This is a genomic window from Afifella sp. IM 167 (genome assembly GCF_020144925.1).
Classification (GTDB): domain Bacteria; phylum Pseudomonadota; class Alphaproteobacteria; order Rhizobiales; family Afifellaceae; genus Afifella.
This window is the reverse complement of the sequence record NZ_NSLC01000010.1, coordinates 72,175-92,438: the sequence shown is the minus strand read 5'-3', so window position 1 is coordinate 92,438 and position 20,264 is coordinate 72,175. Positions and strand designations below refer to the sequence as shown.

The 20,264-nt window shown below is 67.3% G+C and carries 15 protein-coding genes; 12 read left to right on the top strand and 3 right to left on the bottom strand.

Features of this window, described 5'->3' with window-relative positions; translation table 11 throughout:
• Positions 1 to 111: 111 nt before the first annotated feature.
• The gene (locus CLD20_RS17285; protein WP_224407916.1) at positions 112 to 1,137 is read right to left on the bottom strand and encodes a sodium:calcium antiporter; all 1,026 of its coding nucleotides are present in this window, start codon (positions 1,135 to 1,137) and stop codon (positions 112 to 114) included.
• 117 nt (positions 1,138 to 1,254) lie between these two features.
• On the opposite strand from CLD20_RS17285, the gene CLD20_RS17280 reads away from it, so the two are divergent.
• Positions 1,255 to 3,534 (top strand): primosomal protein N', encoded by a 2,280-nt coding sequence (locus tag CLD20_RS17280; protein WP_370636935.1) that lies wholly within the window; start codon positions 1,255 to 1,257, stop codon positions 3,532 to 3,534.
• Positions 3,535 to 3,548: 14 nt separating this feature from the next.
• On the opposite strand, the gene CLD20_RS17275 is transcribed toward CLD20_RS17280, so the two are convergent.
• Positions 3,549 to 4,502 carry a hypothetical protein gene (locus CLD20_RS17275; RefSeq protein WP_224407914.1) on the bottom strand — a complete coding sequence of 318 codons (954 nt, stop codon included), beginning with the start codon at positions 4,500 to 4,502 and terminating at the stop codon, positions 3,549 to 3,551.
• 321 nt (positions 4,503 to 4,823) lie between these two features.
• On the opposite strand from CLD20_RS17275, the gene CLD20_RS17270 reads away from it, so the two are divergent.
• The 7 genes from CLD20_RS17270 to ptsN all read left to right on the top strand — a co-directional run bounded on the left by CLD20_RS17270 (position 4,824) and on the right by ptsN (position 11,040).
• Positions 4,824 to 5,384: a F0F1 ATP synthase subunit delta gene (locus CLD20_RS17270; protein WP_224407913.1), complete on the top strand. Its 561-nt coding sequence runs from the start codon at positions 4,824 to 4,826 to the stop codon at positions 5,382 to 5,384.
• A complete protein-coding gene (gene atpA, locus CLD20_RS17265; protein WP_224407912.1) occupies positions 5,384 to 6,916 on the top strand; it encodes a F0F1 ATP synthase subunit alpha in 1,533 nt (510 codons plus the stop codon). Before CLD20_RS17270 ends, atpA begins: the two co-directional genes overlap by 1 nt.
• Before the next feature lie 19 nt (positions 6,917 to 6,935).
• Entirely contained in the window at positions 6,936 to 7,817 is an 882-nt protein-coding gene (locus CLD20_RS17260; protein WP_224407911.1) for a F0F1 ATP synthase subunit gamma, read from the top strand.
• Positions 7,818 to 7,895: 78 nt separating this feature from the next.
• On the top strand, positions 7,896 to 9,329 hold the full coding sequence (gene atpD / locus CLD20_RS17255) for a F0F1 ATP synthase subunit beta (protein WP_224407910.1): 1,434 nt from the start codon (positions 7,896 to 7,898) through the stop codon (positions 9,327 to 9,329).
• 27 nt (positions 9,330 to 9,356) lie between these two features.
• Complete coding sequence (locus CLD20_RS17250; RefSeq protein ID WP_224407909.1) at positions 9,357 to 9,767, top strand: F0F1 ATP synthase subunit epsilon; 411 nt, start codon at positions 9,357 to 9,359, stop codon at positions 9,765 to 9,767.
• A gap of 157 nt (positions 9,768 to 9,924) precedes the next feature.
• Entirely contained in the window at positions 9,925 to 10,518 is a 594-nt protein-coding gene (gene hpf, locus CLD20_RS17245; RefSeq protein WP_224407908.1) for a ribosome hibernation-promoting factor, HPF/YfiA family, read from the top strand.
• A gap of 54 nt (positions 10,519 to 10,572) precedes the next feature.
• Entirely contained in the window at positions 10,573 to 11,040 is a 468-nt protein-coding gene (gene ptsN / locus CLD20_RS17240; protein WP_224407907.1) for a PTS IIA-like nitrogen regulatory protein PtsN, read from the top strand.
• Positions 11,041 to 11,095: 55 nt separating this feature from the next.
• Here ptsN and CLD20_RS17235 read toward each other — a convergent pair whose 3' ends face one another.
• Complete coding sequence (locus tag CLD20_RS17235) at positions 11,096 to 11,353, bottom strand: DUF1150 domain-containing protein (protein WP_224407906.1); 258 nt, start codon at positions 11,351 to 11,353, stop codon at positions 11,096 to 11,098.
• A gap of 368 nt (positions 11,354 to 11,721) precedes the next feature.
• On the opposite strand from CLD20_RS17235, the gene CLD20_RS17230 reads away from it, so the two are divergent.
• The 4 genes from CLD20_RS17230 (at position 11,722) to CLD20_RS17215 (ending at position 20,258) form a co-directional block, all read left to right on the top strand.
• Positions 11,722 to 13,710 carry an autotransporter assembly complex family protein gene (locus CLD20_RS17230; protein WP_224407905.1) on the top strand — a complete coding sequence of 663 codons (1,989 nt, stop codon included), beginning with the start codon at positions 11,722 to 11,724 and terminating at the stop codon, positions 13,708 to 13,710.
• Positions 13,710 to 18,332 (top strand): translocation/assembly module TamB domain-containing protein, encoded by a 4,623-nt coding sequence (locus CLD20_RS17225; protein WP_224407904.1) that lies wholly within the window; start codon positions 13,710 to 13,712, stop codon positions 18,330 to 18,332. Before CLD20_RS17230 ends, CLD20_RS17225 begins: the two co-directional genes overlap by 1 nt.
• 166 nt (positions 18,333 to 18,498) lie before the next feature.
• A complete protein-coding gene (cysG, locus tag CLD20_RS17220; RefSeq protein WP_224407903.1) occupies positions 18,499 to 19,938 on the top strand; it encodes a siroheme synthase CysG in 1,440 nt (479 codons plus the stop codon).
• Positions 19,935 to 20,258: a DUF2849 domain-containing protein gene (locus tag CLD20_RS17215; RefSeq protein ID WP_224407902.1), complete on the top strand. Its 324-nt coding sequence runs from the start codon at positions 19,935 to 19,937 to the stop codon at positions 20,256 to 20,258. The genes cysG and CLD20_RS17215 overlap by 4 nt, the downstream gene beginning before the upstream one ends.
• Positions 20,259 to 20,264 lie beyond the last annotated feature (6 nt).

Genomic DNA, 20,264 nt, shown 5'->3' with positions numbered 1-20,264 from the left:
TCTGCCTTTTCCTGTGGCCGGCCGGTGCCGGCGTGCTTTTAACTCGTTGCCCTGTCTAGAGCGTTCGCTGGCCGGAATGAAGGCATGACGGGCTTCGCGCGCAAGGGGGCCTCAAAAGGCGAAGGCCGCGATGGCGACCGCACCCAGATAGATGGAGAGGATGCCGGCGGTCTCAAACCCGACATTGCCGATGCCGGAGCGCTCGCGCCGGATGAGACCGAGAAGAAGCACGGCGGTCATGGCAATGCCGACCAGCGCCCAGAAGCGGGAATCCGGGCCGATGGCGTTGTAGATGGAGCCGTCGCGGTAGGCGACGTCGGAGGCGGAGAGGAAGAGAACGTCGAAGGTGTTGCCGCCGATGATGCCGCCAACGGCGAGTTGCAGCGCCCCGCGCCGGATGGCGGCGAGCGTGGTCACGAGCTCCGGCAGCGAGGTGACGGTCGCCGTCAGGAGGGCGCCCACGACGCTGCCGGCGATGCCGGTTTCGCGCGCGATGGTCATGCCGGTCTCGGCGACGACGTAGCCGGCGATGCCGACGACCACGACCATGGCGGAAAAGGCGAGCACGAGCCGCGTGGCGGAGGCGTTCTCGTTGTCCTCCTCCGGCACGTCGTGGCGTGTCTCGGTGGTATCGCGGGGCTGCCACATCGGCGCCTCGCGGTCCAGCTTGCTCAGCTTTACGCCCGCCACATAGACCAGAACGAGGACGAGGCTCGCCGGATGCACGCCGAAGAAGGTGATCGGCGGGGCGGCGCCGGCAATCAGCGGGATCGCCAGAAGCAGGATCAGGAGTGTCGACTGGGAGAGATTGGAGGCTTCTGCCGCGGCATGCTCGAGATTCGCCCGCCGGTAGGCGATGTCGGCGCAGGCGAGGAAGGCCGTCTGCGCGGCGATGCCGCCCAGCGAATTGGAATAGGCTAGGTCGATGTCGCCGCCCGAGGCGGCGGTGACGGAGGTGACGACGCCGGCGGCCGAGGTGCTGGCGCCCAGAAGGACCGCACCGGCCATCGCCTCGCCGAGACCGGTGCGGTCGGCGAGCATGTCCGCTGTGCCCGTCAGCTTCGTGCCGATGAAAGCGATGACGGATGCGGCCGCGATGAAGAGGCCGATCGCAAGGGGGAGAGAAAGCTCTGGCATGTCGATGTCGGAAGGCAACCCGGCACTTCGCCAAGTGTTCCCCGGCCTTCGCGAGGCTTTCCGTTCAACCTGGCATTGGCCCGGGCGACAGATTTCTTGAGCGCGCCGCCGCTTGGTATGCCGGCGCGCGAGCGGCTAGTCTCGCGCGCGATTCCCTATCTGCCGGTCGATCCGGCGCCGGAGCATTCAATCCCCGTGGCCCAGCAGGAACTTCTTCCAAACGACGAGCACGAGGTGAGCGTTCTCCTGCCCTATGCGCTGGAGCGGGCCTACACCTATCTCGCCGACCGGCCGCTTTGTGCGGGGAGTGTCGTCGTCGTGCCTCTTGGGGCGCGCAACGTGCTCGGTGTCGTCTGGCCCGAGAAGGAAGACGCCGGCGAAAAGAAGCCGGTCGCCCGCTCCCGGCTGAAGCCGGTCGGCGAGGTGCTGGGCGCGGCACCGCTGCCGGCGGCGCTTTTGAGGCTCATCGACTTCATCGCCGATTACACCCTTTCGCCGCCGGGCATGGTCCTGCGCATGGTCCTGCGCGTGCCGGCGGCGCTGGAGCCGGAAAAGCCGGTTCAGGCCTTTCGGGTCACCGGGACTGTGCCGGAACGGATGACGCCTGCCCGCGGGCGGGTGCTGGAACTTGCCGGCGACGGGCTCGCCTGGTCGAAGAGCGGCCTTGCCGGCCAGGCCGGCGTCTCGCCGGGCGTGGTCGACGGGCTCGTCAAGCAGGGCGTTCTGGAAGAAGTGTGGCTGCCGCGCCGGCCGGTGACGGGAGAGCCGAAACCGGACTTCCGGCCGCCCGGCCTTTCCGGCTCGCAGGCGGAGGCGGCCGAGACGCTTCGCCAGATGGTGCGGGACGACCGATTCGCCGTGGCGCTGGTGGAAGGGGTGACGGGGGCCGGCAAGACGGAGGTGTTCTTCGAGGCCGCCGCGCAGGCGATCTCCGCCGGGCGGCAGGTCCTCATCCTGATGCCGGAGATCGCGCTGACCGCCGCGGCTCTGGAGCGCTTTTCCTCCCGCTTCGGCGCGCCGCCGGCCGAGTGGCATTCCGACATGCCCCCGCGCCAGCGCGAAAGGGTCTGGCGGGGGGTGGCCGATGGCTCGGTGCGCGCCGTCATCGGGGCGCGCTCGGCGCTCTTCCTGCCCTTTCGCGAGCTCGGCCTCATCATCGCCGACGAAGAACATGACGGCGCCTACAAGCAGGAGGAGGGCGTCATCTACCACGCAAGGGACATGGCGGTCGCCTACGGCCATCTCGCCGGATTTCCGGTGGTGCTCTCCTCGGCGACGCCCTCGGTGGAAAGCCGCGTCAACGCCGAGCGCGGGCGCTATCGGCATATCCGCCTTGCCGAGCGCTTCGGCGGCGGCACGCCGCCGGCGATCGAAATCGTCGACCTCAAGGCCGCGCCCCCGGCGCGCGGCCAGTCACTGTCGCCGCCGCTCATTGATGCGGTCCGGCAGAACCTCGCCGAGGGCCATCAGAGTCTCCTCTTCCTCAACCGGCGCGGTTACGCGCCCCTGACGCTCTGTCGGACCTGCGGGCACCGCTTCACCTGTCCGAACTGCTCGACCTGGCTGGTGGAGCATCGCTTCCGCGGCGTGCTCGCCTGTCACCATTGCGGCCACGAGGAGAGGCGGCCGGAAGCCTGCCCGTCCTGCGGCGCCGAGGACAGCCTCGTCGCCTGCGGACCGGGCGTGGAGCGCCTGCAGGAGGAGGTGGAAGCGCATTTTCCCGATGCGCGCAGTCTCGTCCTTTCCAGCGACCTGTCTGGCGGGGTGGCGCGCCTCAGGCTGGAACTGGCGGCGGTGGAGCGGGGTGAGGCCGATATCGTCATCGGCACGCAGCTCGTTGCCAAGGGGCACAATTTTCCGAGCCTCACGCTCGTCGGGGTGATCGATTCCGATCTCGGCCTTGCCCAGGGCGATCCGCGCGCAGCCGAGCGGACCTTTCAACTCCTCACCCAGGTGGCGGGACGCGCCGGGCGCGCCGGCCAGGCGAGCCGCGCCTTCCTGCAGACCTGGCAGCCGCAGCATCCGGTCATCGCCGCGCTTGCCGCCGGCGATCCGGAGTCTTTCTACCGGGCGGAGATCGACAGCCGGAAGAGGGGCGGGCTGCCGCCGTTCTCGCGGCTTGCCGGCATCCTCGTCAGCGGCGAGGAAAGGGCGGCGGCGCAGGAATATGCCCGCGCTCTCGCCCGCGGGGCGCCGCGCCAGAAGGGGCTTGAGCTCCTCGGCCCGGCCGAGGCGCCGCTCGCGCTCATCCGCGGCCGCTACCGCTTCCGCCTTCTCCTGCGCGCGCCGACTTCGGCGATATTGCACGATTATCTGAGGGCCTGGCTCGCGGCCGGGCCGAAGCCGCGCGGCAGCATCCGCGTCTCGGTGGACGTCGATCCGCAGGCATTCCTTTAAGGCGCGCGTGACGGCTAGAAGGCGATCGCCGCCTGCGCCGTGACGCCGAAGACCTCGAGCGACCAGTCCTCGTCCTGGTCGCCCGCCCCGGCGACGACATCGCCGAAATGCGCGTCGCCTTCCGTTTGCATGTGCCAGTAACGGCCGCCGAGGCCGATCATGAAGCTTTCCGTGACGCGGAAGTTCACCATGCCCTCAAGCTGATAGCCCCAGCCCGCGCCGGTCTCCGGAATCGCGCCGCCGATATCGGGGCGCAGGTGATGCGTATCGGCGCCGTCAAGATAGACGTAGGGGAGAACGGCGCCTTCCGCGCTCACCATCCAGCGGTCGGCGACGACGGCATCGGCCTTGAGGCCGAGCCGGACCGAATGCCAGTCGTTCTCCTGCGAGATGACCAGTGTTGCAGGCGCGACCTGGCCGCTGGCGCATATGGAGGGATTGCCGGCCACCTGCGTGCAGCCATAGGCCTGCACCTTGTTGCGGACCCAGGAATAGCCGGCGAAGGCGCCGATTCGGAATTCTGGCTTTTCCCAGAGCCAGCCGCCGCCGTCGATGGTGGCGTAGGTGAGGCCGCCGTCGTCCTGGCTGGAGTCCGTGCTGGAATAGGGGTTGATGTACGGCGGGAAATCCTCGTCCTGCAGCGATCCGCGCAGCACCGCGCCGAGGCCGACATTCGCCTTGCTGAAGAAGCCTTCGTTGGTGACTTCGCCGAAGAGCTCGCCGACATGGCTGTCGAGGTTGTCATAGGTGAGACGCGAGACCAGCGGCGCGCCTGTGGAGGTGAAGAGATCCTTGCCCGTCTCTCCCATGGCGTACCAGTAGCGCGCTCCGAGCACCCAGCTAAAAGGCTGGTTGAGCGGCCCGATGTCCTCCGCCGCGTTCCAGTCCTGGGCGGAAGCCGTTCCGCCCGCGAGGATGACGAGCCCCGCCAAAAGCGCGCCCGCCGCCGTTTTCTGCATCCCCAGCATCGTTCTTCTCGCCCCTTCGAACCCAAACCGAAGCCCGGGCGAAAGGTAAAACCGGAAGTTAAAAAGTTCGGTTAACGGCGAGATAACGCCCGCGATCTCTGGGGTGGCGACGGCGCGCAGACGAGGCGGCGTCGACCGGAGCGTTCCCCCGGTTGCAAATCTCCGCCTTTTTCCGGTCGCAGCCCGTGTTGCACCCCCCAAGACCCTGTGCTAGAGGGGCCCCGGCTTGGCAGAGGGGGCTCCTTGGCGAGCCCCTCGCGGTCGTTTGAACCCACCTGCTTCCGGGCCGACAATCCGGAGCTCAATAGAGATAGGACAGGCGTGGCGGATTCCTCCTCCCCCGTATCCGGTGTGGCTGAACGCTATGCGACAGCTCTCTTCGAGCTGGCGGTCGAAGAATCGGCAACCGAAGAGGTGGAAGCCGAACTCGATCGCTTCGCCGAAATCCTGGCGGAAAGCGCCGATTTCCGGCGTCTCGTGGAAAGCCCCGTCATTTCCGCCGACGATCAGGCGCGCGCCATCGCAGCCATCGCCGACAAGGCGGGGATCACCGGACTTGCAGCCAATTTCGCCGGCGTTCTCGCCGGCAATCGCCGGCTCTTCACGCTGCCGGGCGTCATTCGCGCGTTCAAGCGGATGGCGGCCGAACAGCGCGGCGAGGTCACGGCCGAGGTGACCTCGGCCCATGCCCTCAGCGACGGGCAGAAGGACGCGCTCAAGGCGGCTCTGAAGGAGCGCCTCGGCAAGGACGCCTCGCTCGACCTCAAGGTCGATCCGGCGGTTCTCGGCGGGCTCGTCGTCAAGCTCGGCTCGCAGATGATCGACACGTCGCTGAGGACGAAGCTCAACATGATGAAATCACGTCTTAAAGAGGCCAGCTGATGGATATTCGGGCCGCGGAGATCTCCTCGATCCTGAAGGAGCAGATCAAGAATTTCGGCAAGGAAGCCGAGGTCACTGAGGTCGGCCAGGTCCTGTCGGTCGGTGACGGCATCGCCCGCGTATGGGGCCTCGACAAGGTCCAGGCCGGCGAGATGGTCGAGTTCGACGGCGGCGTGCGGGGCATGGCGCTGAACCTCGAAGAGGACAATGTCGGCGTCGTCATCTTCGGCTCCGACCGCGAGATCAAGGAAGGCAGCACGGTCAAGCGCACCGGCGCCATCGTGGAAGTGCCGGTCGGCAAGGGCCTGCTGGGCCGCGTCGTCGATGCCCTCGGCAACCCGATCGACGGCAAGGGCCCGATCGAGAGCGACGAGAAGCGCCGCGTCGACGTCAAGGCGCCGGGCATCATTCCGCGCAAGTCGGTGCACGAGCCGATGTCGACGGGCCTGAAGGCGATCGACGCGCTGATCCCGATCGGCCGCGGCCAGCGCGAGCTGATCATCGGCGACCGCCAGACCGGCAAGTCCGCGATCATCCTCGACACCATCCTCAACCAGAAGCCCGCCTGGGACCGCAAGGACGAGAACCGCATTCTCTATTGCATCTACGTCGCGGTCGGCCAGAAGCGCTCCACGGTTGCCCAGTTCGCCAAGACTCTCGAGGAGCACGGCGCGCTGGAATATTCCATCATCGTCGCGGCGACGGCTTCCGATCCGGCGCCGATGCAGTTCCTGGCACCGTTCTCCGGCTGCGCCATGGGCGAGTTCTTCCGCGACAACGGCATGCATGCGCTGATCTCGTACGACGATCTGTCCAAGCAGGCCGTGGCCTACCGCCAGATGTCGCTTCTCCTGCGTCGTCCGCCGGGACGCGAGGCCTATCCGGGCGACGTCTTCTACCTGCATTCGCGCCTCCTGGAGCGCGCGGCCAAGATGAACGACGATTACGGTGCGGGCTCGCTGACGGCCCTGCCGGTGATCGAGACGCAGGCGAACGACGTGTCGGCCTACATCCCGACCAACGTCATCTCCATTACCGATGGCCAGATCTTCCTGGAGACGGACCTCTTCTACCAGGGCGTCCGTCCGGCGGTGAATGTCGGCCTGTCGGTGTCGCGCGTCGGTTCGGCGGCGCAGATCAAGGCGATGAAGCAGGTGGCGGGCTCGATCAAGGGCGAGCTGGCGCAGTACCGCGAAATGGCGGCCTTCGCGCAGTTCGGCTCGGACCTCGACCGTGCCACGCAGCGTCTCCTCGATCGCGGCGCACGCCTGACGGAACTCCTGAAGCAGCCGCAGTTCTCGCCGCTGAAGACGGAAGAGCAGGTCGTCGTCATCTTCGCCGGCGTCAACGGCTATCTCGATAAGATCAAGGTATCCGAGGTGCGCGCCTTCGAGGATGCGATCCTGACCATGATGCGCAGCGAGAATCAGGAGGTTCTCGACCAGATCCGCACGGAGCAGCAGCTTACGGACGACATCCGCGAGAAGCTGACCTCGATCCTCGACAAGCTCGCGAAGAATTTCGCAGCGTAAGCCCGGGGAGTAGCGGCTCATGGCGAGCCTGAAAGACCTTCGCAACCGTATCGCCTCCGTCAAGGCGACGCAGAAGATCACCAAGGCCATGCAGATGGTGGCCGCGGCGAAGCTGCGTCGTGCGCAGGAGGCGGCGATCGCGGCCCGTCCCTATGCGGAACGCATGGACAAGGTCCTTGCCAATATCGCGGCCTCCGTGGCCGGCAAGGAAACGGCGCCCGAACTCCTCGCCGGCACCGGCAAGGACGACGTGCACATGCTCGTCGTCTTTACCGCCGAGCGCGGCCTTGCGGGCGCCTTCAACGCCTCGATCGTGCGCAAGGCGCGTCTCGACGCCCGCCGGCTAATCGGCGAGGGCAAGACCGTCAAGCTCTTCCTCGTCGGCAAGAAGGGCAACGACATGCTCCGGCGCGAGTTCGAGAAGGAGATCGGCGAGCGCATGGATTTCCGCGGCGTTCGCAATATCGCCTTCGAGCAGGCGCAGGGCGTGGCGGAAAAGCTGCTCACCCTCTTCGACGAGGGCGCCTTCGATGTTGCGACGATCTACTATGCGCGCTTCGAATCGGTGATCTCGCAGGTGCCAGTCGCCCAGCGCGTCATCCCGGTGGAGATCGCCGAGGAAGACGACGGCGAGCACGCGGCCTCGTATCACTACGAGTACGAGCCGAGCGAGGAAGAGATCCTGGCCGACCTCTTGCCGCGCAATCTCGCGGTCCAGGTCTTCCGGGCACTTCTGGAAAACGCGGCTTCCGAGCAGGGCGCTCGGATGAGCGCCATGGACAACGCCACACGCAATGCAGGCGACATGATCGACCGGCTGTCGCTCTCCTACAACCGCCAGCGGCAGGCGCAGATCACCACCGAGCTCATCGAGATCATCTCGGGCGCGGAATCGCTTTAAAGGCCCCGGCAAGGGCCTAAGTTAAATACCAGCCCCGGAACGCGGCCAGCCGCGCCGGGACAGGATGAGGATGAAGGCATGGCTGAGAAGAACATCGGACGCGTCGCACAGGTGATGGGCGCCGTCGTGGACGTGGAGTTCGACGGCGCGCTGCCGGGGATCCTGAACGCCCTCGAGGTGGACAACCACGGCAACCGGCTTGTCCTGGAAGTGGCGCAGCATCTCGGCGAGAGCACCGTGCGCGCGATCGCCATGGACCTCACGGAAGGTCTGGCACGCGGCCAGGAAGTCGTCGATACGGGGCGGGCCATCACGGTGCCGGTGGGCGACGAGACGCTCGGGCGCATCATGAATGTGATCGGCGAGCCGATCGACCAGGCCGGCGAGATCAAGACCGCCGAAACCCGCGGCATCCACCAGGATGCGCCGTCCTACATGGAACAGTCGACGGAATCGGAGATTCTGGTCACCGGCATCAAGGTCATCGACCTGCTCGCGCCTTATGCGAGGGGCGGCAAGATCGGCCTGTTCGGCGGCGCCGGCGTCGGCAAGACGGTGCTCATCCAGGAGCTGATCAACAACGTCGCCAAGGCCCATGGCGGCTATTCGGTCTTCGCCGGCGTCGGCGAGCGCACCCGCGAGGGCAACGATCTCTATCACGAGATGATCGAATCGGGCGTGAACAAGGACCCGCACAAGGACGGCTCGGCCGAGGGCTCCAAATGCGCTCTCGTCTACGGCCAGATGAACGAGCCTCCCGGAGCGCGCGCCCGCGTCGGCCTGACGGGCCTCACCGTCGCCGAGTATTTCCGCGACCAGGGCCAGGACGTGCTGTTCTTCGTCGACAACATCTTCCGCTTCACGCAGGCGGGTTCCGAGGTGTCGGCGCTTCTCGGCCGCATCCCCTCGGCGGTGGGCTATCAGCCGACGCTCGCCACCGATATGGGCGCCATGCAGGAGCGCATCACCACGACCACCAAGGGCTCGATCACCTCGGTGCAGGCCATCTACGTGCCCGCGGACGATCTGACCGACCCGGCGCCGGCGACCTCCTTCGCGCATCTGGATGCGACGACGGTGCTCAACCGCGCCATCTCCGAGAAGGGCATCTACCCGGCGGTCGATCCGCTGGATTCCACCTCGCGCATGCTCGACCCGCGTATCGTCGGCGAGGAGCATTACGAAGTTGCCCGTTCCGTCCAGGAGATGCTGCAGCGCTACAAGTCGCTTCAGGACATCATCGCCATTCTCGGCATGGATGAGCTTTCCGAAGAGGACAAGCTGACGGTGGCCCGCGCCCGCAAGATCGAGCGCTTCCTGTCGCAGCCCTTCTTCGTCGCCGAGGTGTTCACCAACACCCCAGGCAAGCTCGTCGACCTCGCCGACACCATCAAGGGCTTCAAGGGCCTCGTGGCCGGCGACTACGACGATCTGCCGGAAAGCGCCTTCTACATGGTCGGTACCATCGAAGAGGCGCAGGAGAAGGCGCAGAAGCTCGCCGAGGCGGCGTAACCCAGCGCCCAACCGGCGGAGGCATGAATGGCTGATCCTTTCCGTTTCGAGCTCGTCACACCGACGGCGCTCCTCGTTTCCGAGGAGGCCGATCAGGTCGTGGTGCCCGGCCAGGAAGGCCAGTTCACGGTCCTGAGGCAGCATGCGCCGTTCATGACGACGCTGAAGCCCGGAATGGTGGAAGTGACGAAATCCGGCGGCGAAACCGAGCGCTTCTACGTGCGCGGGGGTTTTGCCGACACGACGCCGGAGAGCCTGACGATCCTCGCCGATGAGGCGGTGCCCGAGACGGAGGTCAATGCCGACCTCATCGAGGCGCATCTGCGCGAGGCGGAGGAAGAGCTCGAGGCGGCCGGAGGAGATTTCCACCGCCACGCATCGGCGCAAAAGCGGATATCCGACCTGCACGACGTGCGGCGCTGGATCATCCCGGCCTGAGGGCCGCGATCCGGCGCCCTTTCGTCGCGGTGGCGGCAAGGCCGCACACCGCCTTTAATTGACTCGCTCGGCGCAGGCGCGTAGTGCTCCAAGAATCCGCCCTGCCGACGCTTGATTTGCATGGGGCCAGACGCCCCCAAATGGACCAGAAACAGCGATGGCATTGAAGATATCCGGCAAGAACGTCGATATCGGCGAAGCGCTTCGATCCCGGATCGAGGCGACCGTCGAAGGGGCGGTTACCAAATATTTCGACGGCGGCTATTCCGGCCACGTCACGGTGTGCAAGAACGCCCGGAACTTCCACACAGAATGCGCCGTTCATCTCGATACGGGCGTGGTGCTGGAAGCCGGCGCGACCAATCCGGACGCCAATGGCAGCTTCGACGAGGCGGCGGAACGCCTCGAAAAGCGCCTGCGCCGCTACAAGCGGCGGCTCAAGGACCACAAGCGGCATGTGAGCCCGAAGCAGGCGGCTGCGGAGGCCGCGGCCTTCGTGATCGCGCCGCCGCACGAGGAAGAGGAGATCGGCGACGAATACGCTCCGGCGATCGTCGCGGAGACCACTACGGAGATCAAGCGCATGACCGTCAGCTCCGCCGTCCTTGCCCTGGATATGACGGACGCGCCGGTCATCGTGTTCCGCAACCATTCCCATGGCGGGGTCAATGTCGTCTACCGGCGGCCCGACGGGCATTTCGGCTGGATTGACCCGGCTCTCAGCGATTCGTCCGAAGAGGCGAACGGCTAATCGTGACGGCCGGGCCAGACGCCCGACGCTCACCCAGCGCTTTATGGACCCATCATGGACCTTAGCGATCTCCTGAAGCCCAACGCCATCGTGCCGAACCTGAAGGCCGTGAGCAAGAAACAGGTCATTCAGGACCTGTGCGGCAAGGCGTCGAAGCTGACGGGGCTGTCGGAGCGCGAACTGTTCGACACGATCCTGCAGCGCGAACGCCTCGGCTCGACCGGGGTGGGGCAGGGGGTCGCGATTCCGCACGGCAAGCCGCGCTCCATCAACGAGATCACCGGCGTGTTCGCCCGGCTGTCGAAGCCGGTCGATTTCGAATCGCTCGACGAACAGCCGGTCGATCTCGTTTTTCTGCTGCTGGCTCCGGAAGGGGCGGGGGCCGATCACCTCAAGGCACTGGCCCGCATCGCCCGGGTGCTGCGCGATCAGCAGATCGCGGCAAAGCTGCGCGCCACCACGGATCCGGATGCGCTCTATGCGCTTCTCGTCGACCGCGGCTCTTCGCAGAGCGCCGCCTGAGCCAGGGGCTCAAGCCGCGCGTCTTACCTTTCGAAAAGTCCGTTTCTGCCGGCTGTCAGTGGACGCTGAGCGGCTCGAGATCGTTCTCGCGCGCATTGGCGAGAGCGGCAGCTCGTGAATCGGTGAGGAGGATGGGCGTGCCGTCCGCGGTCAGGAGGGCCCACAATTCCAGCCCGGGCGCGAGGGCGGGGGCGGACGGGAAAAGGCTCGGGACGTCGTCGGACTTCACCGGGCGGATATAGGCGATCTCCCCGCCTCCCAGCTGGGCAAGCGGGCCGGTGGAGGGGGGCTTCAGAGCCTCGCAATTGGCCATCTTTAACTCCTTTGACGTGCCGGGGCTGAGCCCGGCCGCATCCTTCCTACGAAGCGATGCTTGCGTGAACCCCGGCTCCTTGCGGCCTCCGGCGTCCTTGGAGATGCATATGGGATGCCAGACCAGGCGAGGCAAGCGCGCCCTTCGATGGTCGCCGCCGCGGGTCACGATCGTGTGACAGAAGCGGAATCGTCAAAGTTTCCACAATGTTAAGGATATTGGGGAGTCATTGGGGCGCGCCAATGGCGCGGGACTCGGATTGCCAGCGAAGCAAGTGCGACCCATCCGCAACACCCGGAATGGGTCGTCCCGTGTGCGGCTGTCCCGCTCCCGGGCTATCGGATAAGTTGCCTGTGCAACGCGCGAACATGTCTGGAGTAAAACGCATCGTGCAGGAGACGGGACGGGATGAGAAGCGCCCGCTGGGCGCGGCCGGCAGATCCTGCCCGCCGTGCTGGCGCAGCCGCGTCTCGCATCTTGCGATGGCCGCCTTTCTCCTCTGCCTGCCGATGAGCCAGCCGGCAGACGCCTTCTCCCTCTTCGGCTACCATTTGTGGGGCGAAAAGGAAGACGACCTTTCGGACCAGGTGATCGAGCCGCAGACCTACACGCTCGATCTGACGGTGAAGGGCGAGGACGGCGACGTCGAGGATTCCGTCAAGAGCGCCTCGGCGCTCTACCGCGACCGCGAAAAGCCGGCCTCCGGTACGGCGGGGCTGCTTGCCCGCGCCCGCGGCGACTATGCCCGCATCCTGACGGCGCTCTACAGCCAGGCGCGCTATGGCGGCGTCATCACGATTTCCGTGAACGGCCGGCCCCTCGATGCGCTCGGCGCGGGAGACACGCTTCCCGCAGACGTGCCCGTCGCGCTCACGGTCGATCCCGGTCCTGCCTACGTCTTCGGCGCGGTCCGCATCTCCAACCTGCCGGACTACAACACCCGCGAAACACGCCGCCTCGACACGCCGGAGGACCTCGGCCTCGTCAACGGTCAGCCCGCCCGCTCCGGCATCATCCTGAAGAGCGAGGGAAGCCTCATCTCGGCCTGGCGCGAGTTCGGCTATCCCAAGACCTCCGTCACGCGGGAAATCGTCGCCGATCACGCCAACCGCACCGTCGATGTCGATCTCAACGTCGATACCGGCCCCTATGCCTCCTTCGGCGCGGTGACGGTCGAAGGCACCAAGCGCATGGATGCGGGCTATGTCGGCTACATGACGGGCGTGCCCGTGGGCGAGGAGTACGATCCCGACGTTCTCAAGCGCGCCCGCGAGCGGCTCAGGCGGCTTGAGGTCTTTCGCTCAGTGACGGTCAGCGAGGCGGAGGCGGTCGGCGCTGACGGGCTCCTGCCGATCGGCGTCCACGTCGCCGAGCGCAAGCGCCGCCTGATCGGCGCGGAGGCGAAATACTCCACCATCGACGGAGCGGAGGTCGGCGCCTACTGGGTCCACCGCAACCTCTTCGGCCATGCCGAAAGACTGCGCATCGAAGGCAATGTCAGCGGCGTCAACTCCACCGAATACGAGGATTTCAGCTACCTCTTCGCCACCACCTTCACGCGGCCGGGCGTGTTCACGCCCGATACCGACCTGACGGCGCGCGTGGAGGCCAAGCGGGAGGAAGTGGACACCTACGAGGAAAAGAGCATTTCGGGGCGGATCGGGCTCACCCACCGCTTCACCGAGGACCTGAAGCTCTCAAGCGCCGTCTTGGTGGAGCGCTCGCGCATCGACGACGCGCTCGGCGTCAACCAGTATCTCCTCGCCGCCCTGCCGACCGATCTCGACTACGACAGCCGCGACAACAAGCTGGATGCGCATGAGGGCATCCACGCGCAGCTGGAGGCCGAGCCCTTCTACGAATTCTACGACAGCACGATCGCGTTGCGCGGCCGCGCGGACCTCGCCACCTATTACGCCTTCGATCGCGACGGCCGTTTCGTCATCGCGGCGCGGGCGGCGGTCGGCTCCGTCGCCGGGCCTTCGCTTTCGGCAATCCCGGCCAGCCGGCGCTTCCTTGCCGGCGGCGGCGGCTCGATCCGCGGCTATTCCTACCAGACGGTTGGCATCGATCTGCCGAACGGGAAAACGACGGGCGGCAAGTCGCTGATCGAAGGCTCGCTGGAACTGCGCGCGCGCGTCACCGATTCGATCGGGCTCGTACCCTTCGTCGATGTCGGCACGGTCGGTGCGAACGCGATCCCCGATTTCGGCGACGATATCAAGATCGGCGTCGGGCTCGGCCTTCGCTACTACACCTCGCTCGGGCCGATCCGGCTCGACGTCGCCATGCCGCTCGATCCGGGGCCGGACGATTCGGACTTCGCCTTCTATGTCGGCATAGGACAGGCCTTCTGATGCGCCGCAGGACAGCTCTTTTCGTCGTCCCACTCCTTGCGACCGGCGTTGCGGTCGTCGGGCTGGCGCATGCCCAGTCGAGCTCGAACGACGAGGATAGATCCTGGCTCCAGAACTTTCTGGAGAACCGGCTCTCCACTCCGAACCGGCAGATCTCCGTCGGCGCGATCAACGGCGTCCTCTCCTCCAATCCGTCCATCGCCTCGCTGACCATCTCCGACGAGGCGGGGCCGTGGCTGAGGGCGGAGAATCTCTCGCTCAACTGGACGCGCTCGGCGTTGCTGCGCGGGCGGCTCGACATCGACAGCATGCGCGCCGGCTCGCTGGAAGTGATGCGCCGGCCCAATCCGGGGCCGGATAGCGACAGCGCCAGCGGCGAGCCAATCAGCTTCTCCCTGCCGATCCAGGTGAAGATCGCCGAGATGGCGATCCCGAAAATCCATCTCGGCCAGCCGGTGATCGGCGAGGAAGCGGATCTGTCGCTCCAGGGCTCCTTCAGCTACGACGGAGACCAGACGCTCGCCGCGCTCAACATCCAGCGGCAGGATCGCCCGGGCGATATCTCCCTCGATTTCCGTCTCGTTCCGGACAACAACGAACTCAGGCTGGAAGCCCATCTCGACGAGCCGGCCGGGGGCCTCGTGGCGACCGCCCTCAACGTGCCGGGCGGTCCGCCGATCAACCTCACCATCGACGGTGACGGGCCGCTTGCCGATTTTGCCGCCGATATCGCGCTGAAGACGGGCGAGGAATCGCGCCTCGGCGGCAAGGCGACGGTGCGCCGTGAAGACGCCGCCTACCACATCGCGGCCAATCTGTCGGGCTCGCTCGCCGCCCTTGCCTCCGGCGACGGGGCAACGCTGCTATCGGGCGAAAGCGAGATCGCTCTCGATCTCCTGCGCCGCGACGATGGCTCCGTCTCGCTGCGCCAGGCCCGGATCGCCAGCGACCGGGTGAAGCTCTCGGCGCAGATGGAACTGGCGAGCGACCTCTTTCCCGAGCGCGGCGATATCGCGCTTTCCCTCAACGAGGGCGGGACGGGCGCCCTGCCGCTTCCCGGCTTCAACGCCGATGCTTCGATCGGCCTCTTCACACTGAACGCCTCCCTGGCAGAAAGCGACGGCGAAGGCCGTCAGGCCTGGCAGGTAGAGCTCGACGCCCAGGCGCTCGATCATGCGGAGATCGAGCTTCAGCGTCTCACCCTTTCCGGCTCCGGTAACGCGGCCAACCTCTCCGACGCCGCGGCGCGCTCGGCCACTTTTTCAATGACCGCGAATGCGCAGGGCGTGCGGCCTGCCAATCCGGACCTCGCGCAGGCGCTCGGGCCGGAGATCACCGCGAGCGCCAGCGGCAACTGGCAATCGGCCAGCCCCGTGCGCATCGAGGAGAGCCGGATCGTCGCCGGAGACGTCAACGCCAGCTATACGGGCGCGGCTTCGGCGCGCTCCCTGCTCGGCAAACTGACGGCTGAAATCGGCAATCTCGGGCGCTTCTCCGGACTTGCCGGCCGCGATCTCGCCGGCTCGCTCGATCTTTCGGCCGATGGCAGCGTGGACCTCAAGACCTACGGCTTCGACCTCACGGTCGATGCCAACGGCGCGGAACTGGAAAGCGGCACGGCACCCCTCGATGCCCTGCTCGTGGGGACGACCCGGGTCACCGGCGGCGTCGCCCGCGACGGCGAGGGCGGGCTCACCTTCCGCGACCTTGTGGTGAATTCGGACGCGCTCCAGGCCAGCGCCGACGGTTCCTATTCGCAAAGCGCCGTCGATCTCGCCGTCCGGGCGACCATCGACGACCTTTCGCGGGCCACAGATCGTGCCCGCGGCTCCGTCACCGCTCGTGCCGACCTTTCCGGCACACCGCAAGAGCCGAAGATCGAGGCCGTGGTGACGGGCGAGCGGCTGGTCCTGATGGAAAAGCAGCTGACGGGTGCGCAGGCGCGCTTTTCCGGCACGCTCGGCAGCGCCGTTTCCGGCAGCTTCTCGCTCGCCGGCAATCTCGGCGGCGTGCCGATCGAAGGCTCCGGCCGACTGGAGCCCGGCGAGGCAGGCGCGAAGCGACTTGAGGACCTTTCCCTCACCGCCGGCGCGGCCGAGCTTTCCGGCGCGCTCGCCATGCTCGCGAACGGGCTTTTCGAGGGCGAGCTTTCGCTCCAGGCCCCGAACATCGCGCAGATCGCACCGCTCTTCCTGACCGAGGCGCAGGGTGCCGTCGATCTCGATATCTCGCTCTCGAGCGAGAACAACCGCCAGGGGGCAAGCGTCAAGGGCACGATCGACGGGCTGCGCGTGGAGCAGGCGCGCATCGACAACGGCCGCATCGACCTTACCGGCGGCGACCTTTTCGGCACGCCCTCTCTCGACGGCACCTTCGCCTTCCGCGGGGTCGACGCCGCCGGCTTCGATATCCGCACGATCGACGGCAAGGCGCAGCGGAGCGGGGAAGCGACCGCCTTTACCGTCTCGGCCGACATGGCCGAGGGTGACGCCTCGCTGGCCGGCAATCTCGCGCCGGTGCAGGGCGGTTTCGCCGTCGGCCTCGACAGGCTCACCTTCTCGCACCAGGGGGTGCGCGCCGCCCTTGCTGAGCCGACCACCATCCAGGTGGTGAACGGCGGCGCCACCTTCGACAGGCTGCGCCTCGATGCGGGTGGCGGCAGCCTCGTGGTTGATGGCTCGGCCGGCGACCGGCTCGATCTCCAGATCGTTCTCGACAAGGTCAATGCGGCGGTGGCGAATGCCTTCGCGCCCGACCTTGCCCTGGCCGGCACCCTTTCCGGCAAGGTTTCCGTCTCAGGGACATCCGCCGCGCCCGAGCCGGTCTTCGACGTCACCTGGCGCGGGGCGAACGCCGCCCCGCTGCGGCAGGCAAATGCCGGACCTTTCGATATCGCCGCCAAGGGCAACTATGCGGACGGGAAGGTCGATCTCAATGCGACCATCACCGGCGGGCGCGGCGAGAGGGTCGAGGCGCGCGGCACCATTCCGGTCTCCGGCGGGGGCAACCTCGACGTCACCGCCAACATCGTCTCGCTGCCGGCCGCCGCCATCAACGCGGTGAAGCCCGATCTCGGGGCGCAGGGCTCCATCACCGGCAGCGCCAAGGCCTCCGGCAGCCTTGCGGCGCCGCGGGCGACTTTCGATCTTCGCTGGCAGGGCGCCTCGGTGCAGCAAACGCGGGATGCGGGCCTCGGCGCGCTGACCATCGCGGCCGCCGGCAGCTACGACAACGGTCTCGTGCAGCTGCAGCGCGGCTCGATCGGCAACGGCACGCTCGACCTTTCCATCACCGGCACGGCGCGCGTCACCGGCGGGCAGAGCCTCGACCTCAGGATCAACGGCACGGCGCCTCTTGCTCTTGCCAACGTGCAGCTCGCCGAACGCGGCACCGCGGTTTCCGGCACGGCCCGCATCGATCTAGCCGTGGGCGGCACGCCCTCCAATCCGCGCATCTCCGGCACCGTTTCCACCTCCGACGGGGCGGTGACCGATCCAGACAGCGGCATCGTCCTGCGCAACATGGCGCTGACGGCCCGCTTCGACGGTGATCAGGTGTCGATCCAGAACCTCAATGCGAACTTCGCACCTTCCGGCCGGCTCTCCGGCTCCGGGACGGTCGGGCTTTCCGGCGCCATGCCGATCAGCATCAAGCTCAACATCGTCGATGGGCGCTACGCCGACGGAACCCTTCTGACGGCTCGCTTCAACGCCGATCTCGACATCACCGGCAGCATTTCGGCCGGGCCGACCATCGGCGGCCAGGTGCGCATCAATCGCGTCGACGTCACCGTGCCGGAAACGCTACCGGGCGGGGCGCTGGCCCTCGACGTCGAACATATCCATGCGACCGCCGCCATCCTGCGGACGGTGCACATGGCGCGTCCGCGCTCGCGCCCCGACGACGGCTCGGGCGGCGGCGGCGTCAAGCTCGACCTCGTCATCGATGCGCCGGCACGCATCTTCGTGCGGGGCCGCGGACTCGACGCCGAGCTCGGCGGCAGGCTGCGGCTTTCCGGACCTGCCGACAACGTCGTCGCTTCGGGCGGCTTCCAGCTCATCCGTGGCCGGCTCGACGTGCTGACCCAGCGCATCACCATCGATAGCGGCGAGCTCAACTTCATCGGCGATCTCGACCCGTATCTCGACTTCACCGCCTCCACCGACAGCGGCGACATCACGGTCACCATCACCATCTCGGGCCGGGCGTCCGATCCGAGCGTCAGCTTCTCCTCCGTGCCGCAGCTGCCGCAGGACGAAGTGCTCGCGCAGCTTCTCTTCGGCCGCTCGATTGCCGACCTCTCTCCGCTACAGGTGGCGCGGCTGGCGGCTGCGGCGGCCGAGCTCGGCGGCGTTGGCGGCGGTGCGGGAATCTTCGATCGACTCAGGGCTGCGACCGGGCTCGACGACCTCGATGTCGTCACGGATTCGGAAGGCAATGCCGCCGTGCAGGCCGGCCGCTACATCAACGACAACATCTATCTCGGCGTGCAGAGCGGCACGGATGCCCAATCCTCCCGCGTTACCATCGACCTCGACATCATCAAGGGTGTGAAGGCGCGTGGCGAGCTCGGCGCGGAGGGCGATTCCGCCCTCGGCATCGCGGTCGAGCACGAATACTGAGAGACGGGCAACGCCGGGCCATTTCGCAGGCGCGAAGGGCTTTCATTCCCGGATCGTTTGAGAGTAATTAATTCTCTCTATGGCCCCGCAAAGGCGCGTTCCTTTCTTACAATCAGGGCCGGATCGGCCTTTCATGGAATGACATTCTATTCCGTGAGAAGCTGCCATGCGAAACGGCCCGTCCAGGCTCGATGTCTTTCCCGCCTTTCACAAGGTTGCCGGCCGGCGCGTGCTCGTGGTCGGTGGCGGCGAAGAGGCCGCGGCCAAGGTGCGCCTCGTCGGCGAGAGTTCGGCGGAGATCCTCGTGGTCGCCGAAGAGGTCGAAATCTCCCTGACCGAGGCGATCGCGGCGACGGGCGCCCGGCTGGCCGCGCGTGCTTTCGAGGCCGACGACCTTGAGGGCGCCGTCCTCGTCTTCGCCGCTACCGGCGAGGAGGAGCAGGACCGCGCCGTCGTCGAGGCTGCCCGCGCTCGCGGTGTGCCGGCAAATGCGGTTGATCGGCCGGATCTGTGTGACTTCTACACCCCCGCCCTCGTCAACCGGGCGCCGCTTGCGATCGCGATCACCACGACGGGCGCCGCTCCGATCATCGCCCGGCGCCTTCGCGCAAGGCTCGAAGCGATGCTGCCGGGCGACTATGGCAGCTTCATCGCGTTTGCCGACGGGCTTCGCGCCAGGGTGCGCGAGGCGCTCGGCAATGGCGAGGATCGCCGCAGATTCTGGGCGAGCTTCTTCGACAGCACCGCTGCCGCGCTGTTCTTTTCCGGCGACCGCCGGCGGGCCGCGGCCGAAGCCGAAAGGCTGATCGAGAAGGCGTCCCGTCCGGCCGAGGGCTTCGTCGCTCTCGTCGGTGCAGGCCCCGGGGCGGAGGACCTCCTGACGCTGCGCGCCCAGCGGCATCTGCAGGAGGCGGACATCGTCTTTTACGACGCGCTGGTGCCGCAGGCGGTCGTCTCGCAGGGCCGGCGCGATGCGGAGCGCGTCGCCGTCGGCAAGCGCAAGGGCTGCCATTCCAAGAGCCAGGACGAGATCAACCGCCTCCTCGTCGCTGCCGCGCGGGAAGGCAAGAAGGTGGTGCGGCTCAAGGCCGGCGATCCGATGGTCTTCGGCCGCGCCGGCGAGGAACTCGCCGCTCTGAGGGCCGCCGGCATTGCCCATGAGGTCGTGCCGGGCGTGACGGCCGGGCTGGCGGCGGCCGCCGACCTGCAGCTGCCGCTGACGTTGCGCGGTACCGCCTCGTCTCTCGTCTTCACCACGGGCCACGACATGAAGGGCGAGACGCTTCCCGACTGGGCGCGGCTCGCCGCTGGCGGGCTGACGCTGTCGGTCTATATGGGCCGCTCCGTCGCCGCCGGCGTTGCCGGGCGGCTTGTGGAAGCCGGGCTTGCCGCCGACACGCCCGTCGCGGTGGTGGAGAATGCAAGCCGCGCCGACAAGCGCATGTTCGTCGGCACGCTCGCCGACCTGCCCGCGCTCGAGCATCGCAGCGACATCACCGGCCCGACCCTCGTCGTCATCGGCGAGGCGGTGGCCGCCGCCTCCCTTGCCGAGGCCGAACCGCTTCACGTTTCCGAAAAGACCGTTTCCGAAAGGCTCGCCGCATGAGCGCCAAGCTGCAGTATCCGAAAGTTCTCGCCGCCAACCGCCTGTCCGACGGCGAGGTCGTCTGGCTCGGCCATGGCGGCGCCTGGGTCGAGGCGATCGAGGAGGCTCGTCTCTTTCAGCCGCAAGAGGCCGATGCCGCCATCGAGGCGGGAGCGAGGGCCGTCGCGGCCGGGCTCGTGGTGGATCCCGACCCGATCGACGTGACCACCGGGCCGGAGGGCGTCGTGCCCGTGCGGCTTCGCGAGCGCATCCGCGCCCTCGGCCCCACCATCCGTACCGATCTCGGCAAACAGGCGAGCCGCCTTCCGCGCGCCGCCTGAGCCGGC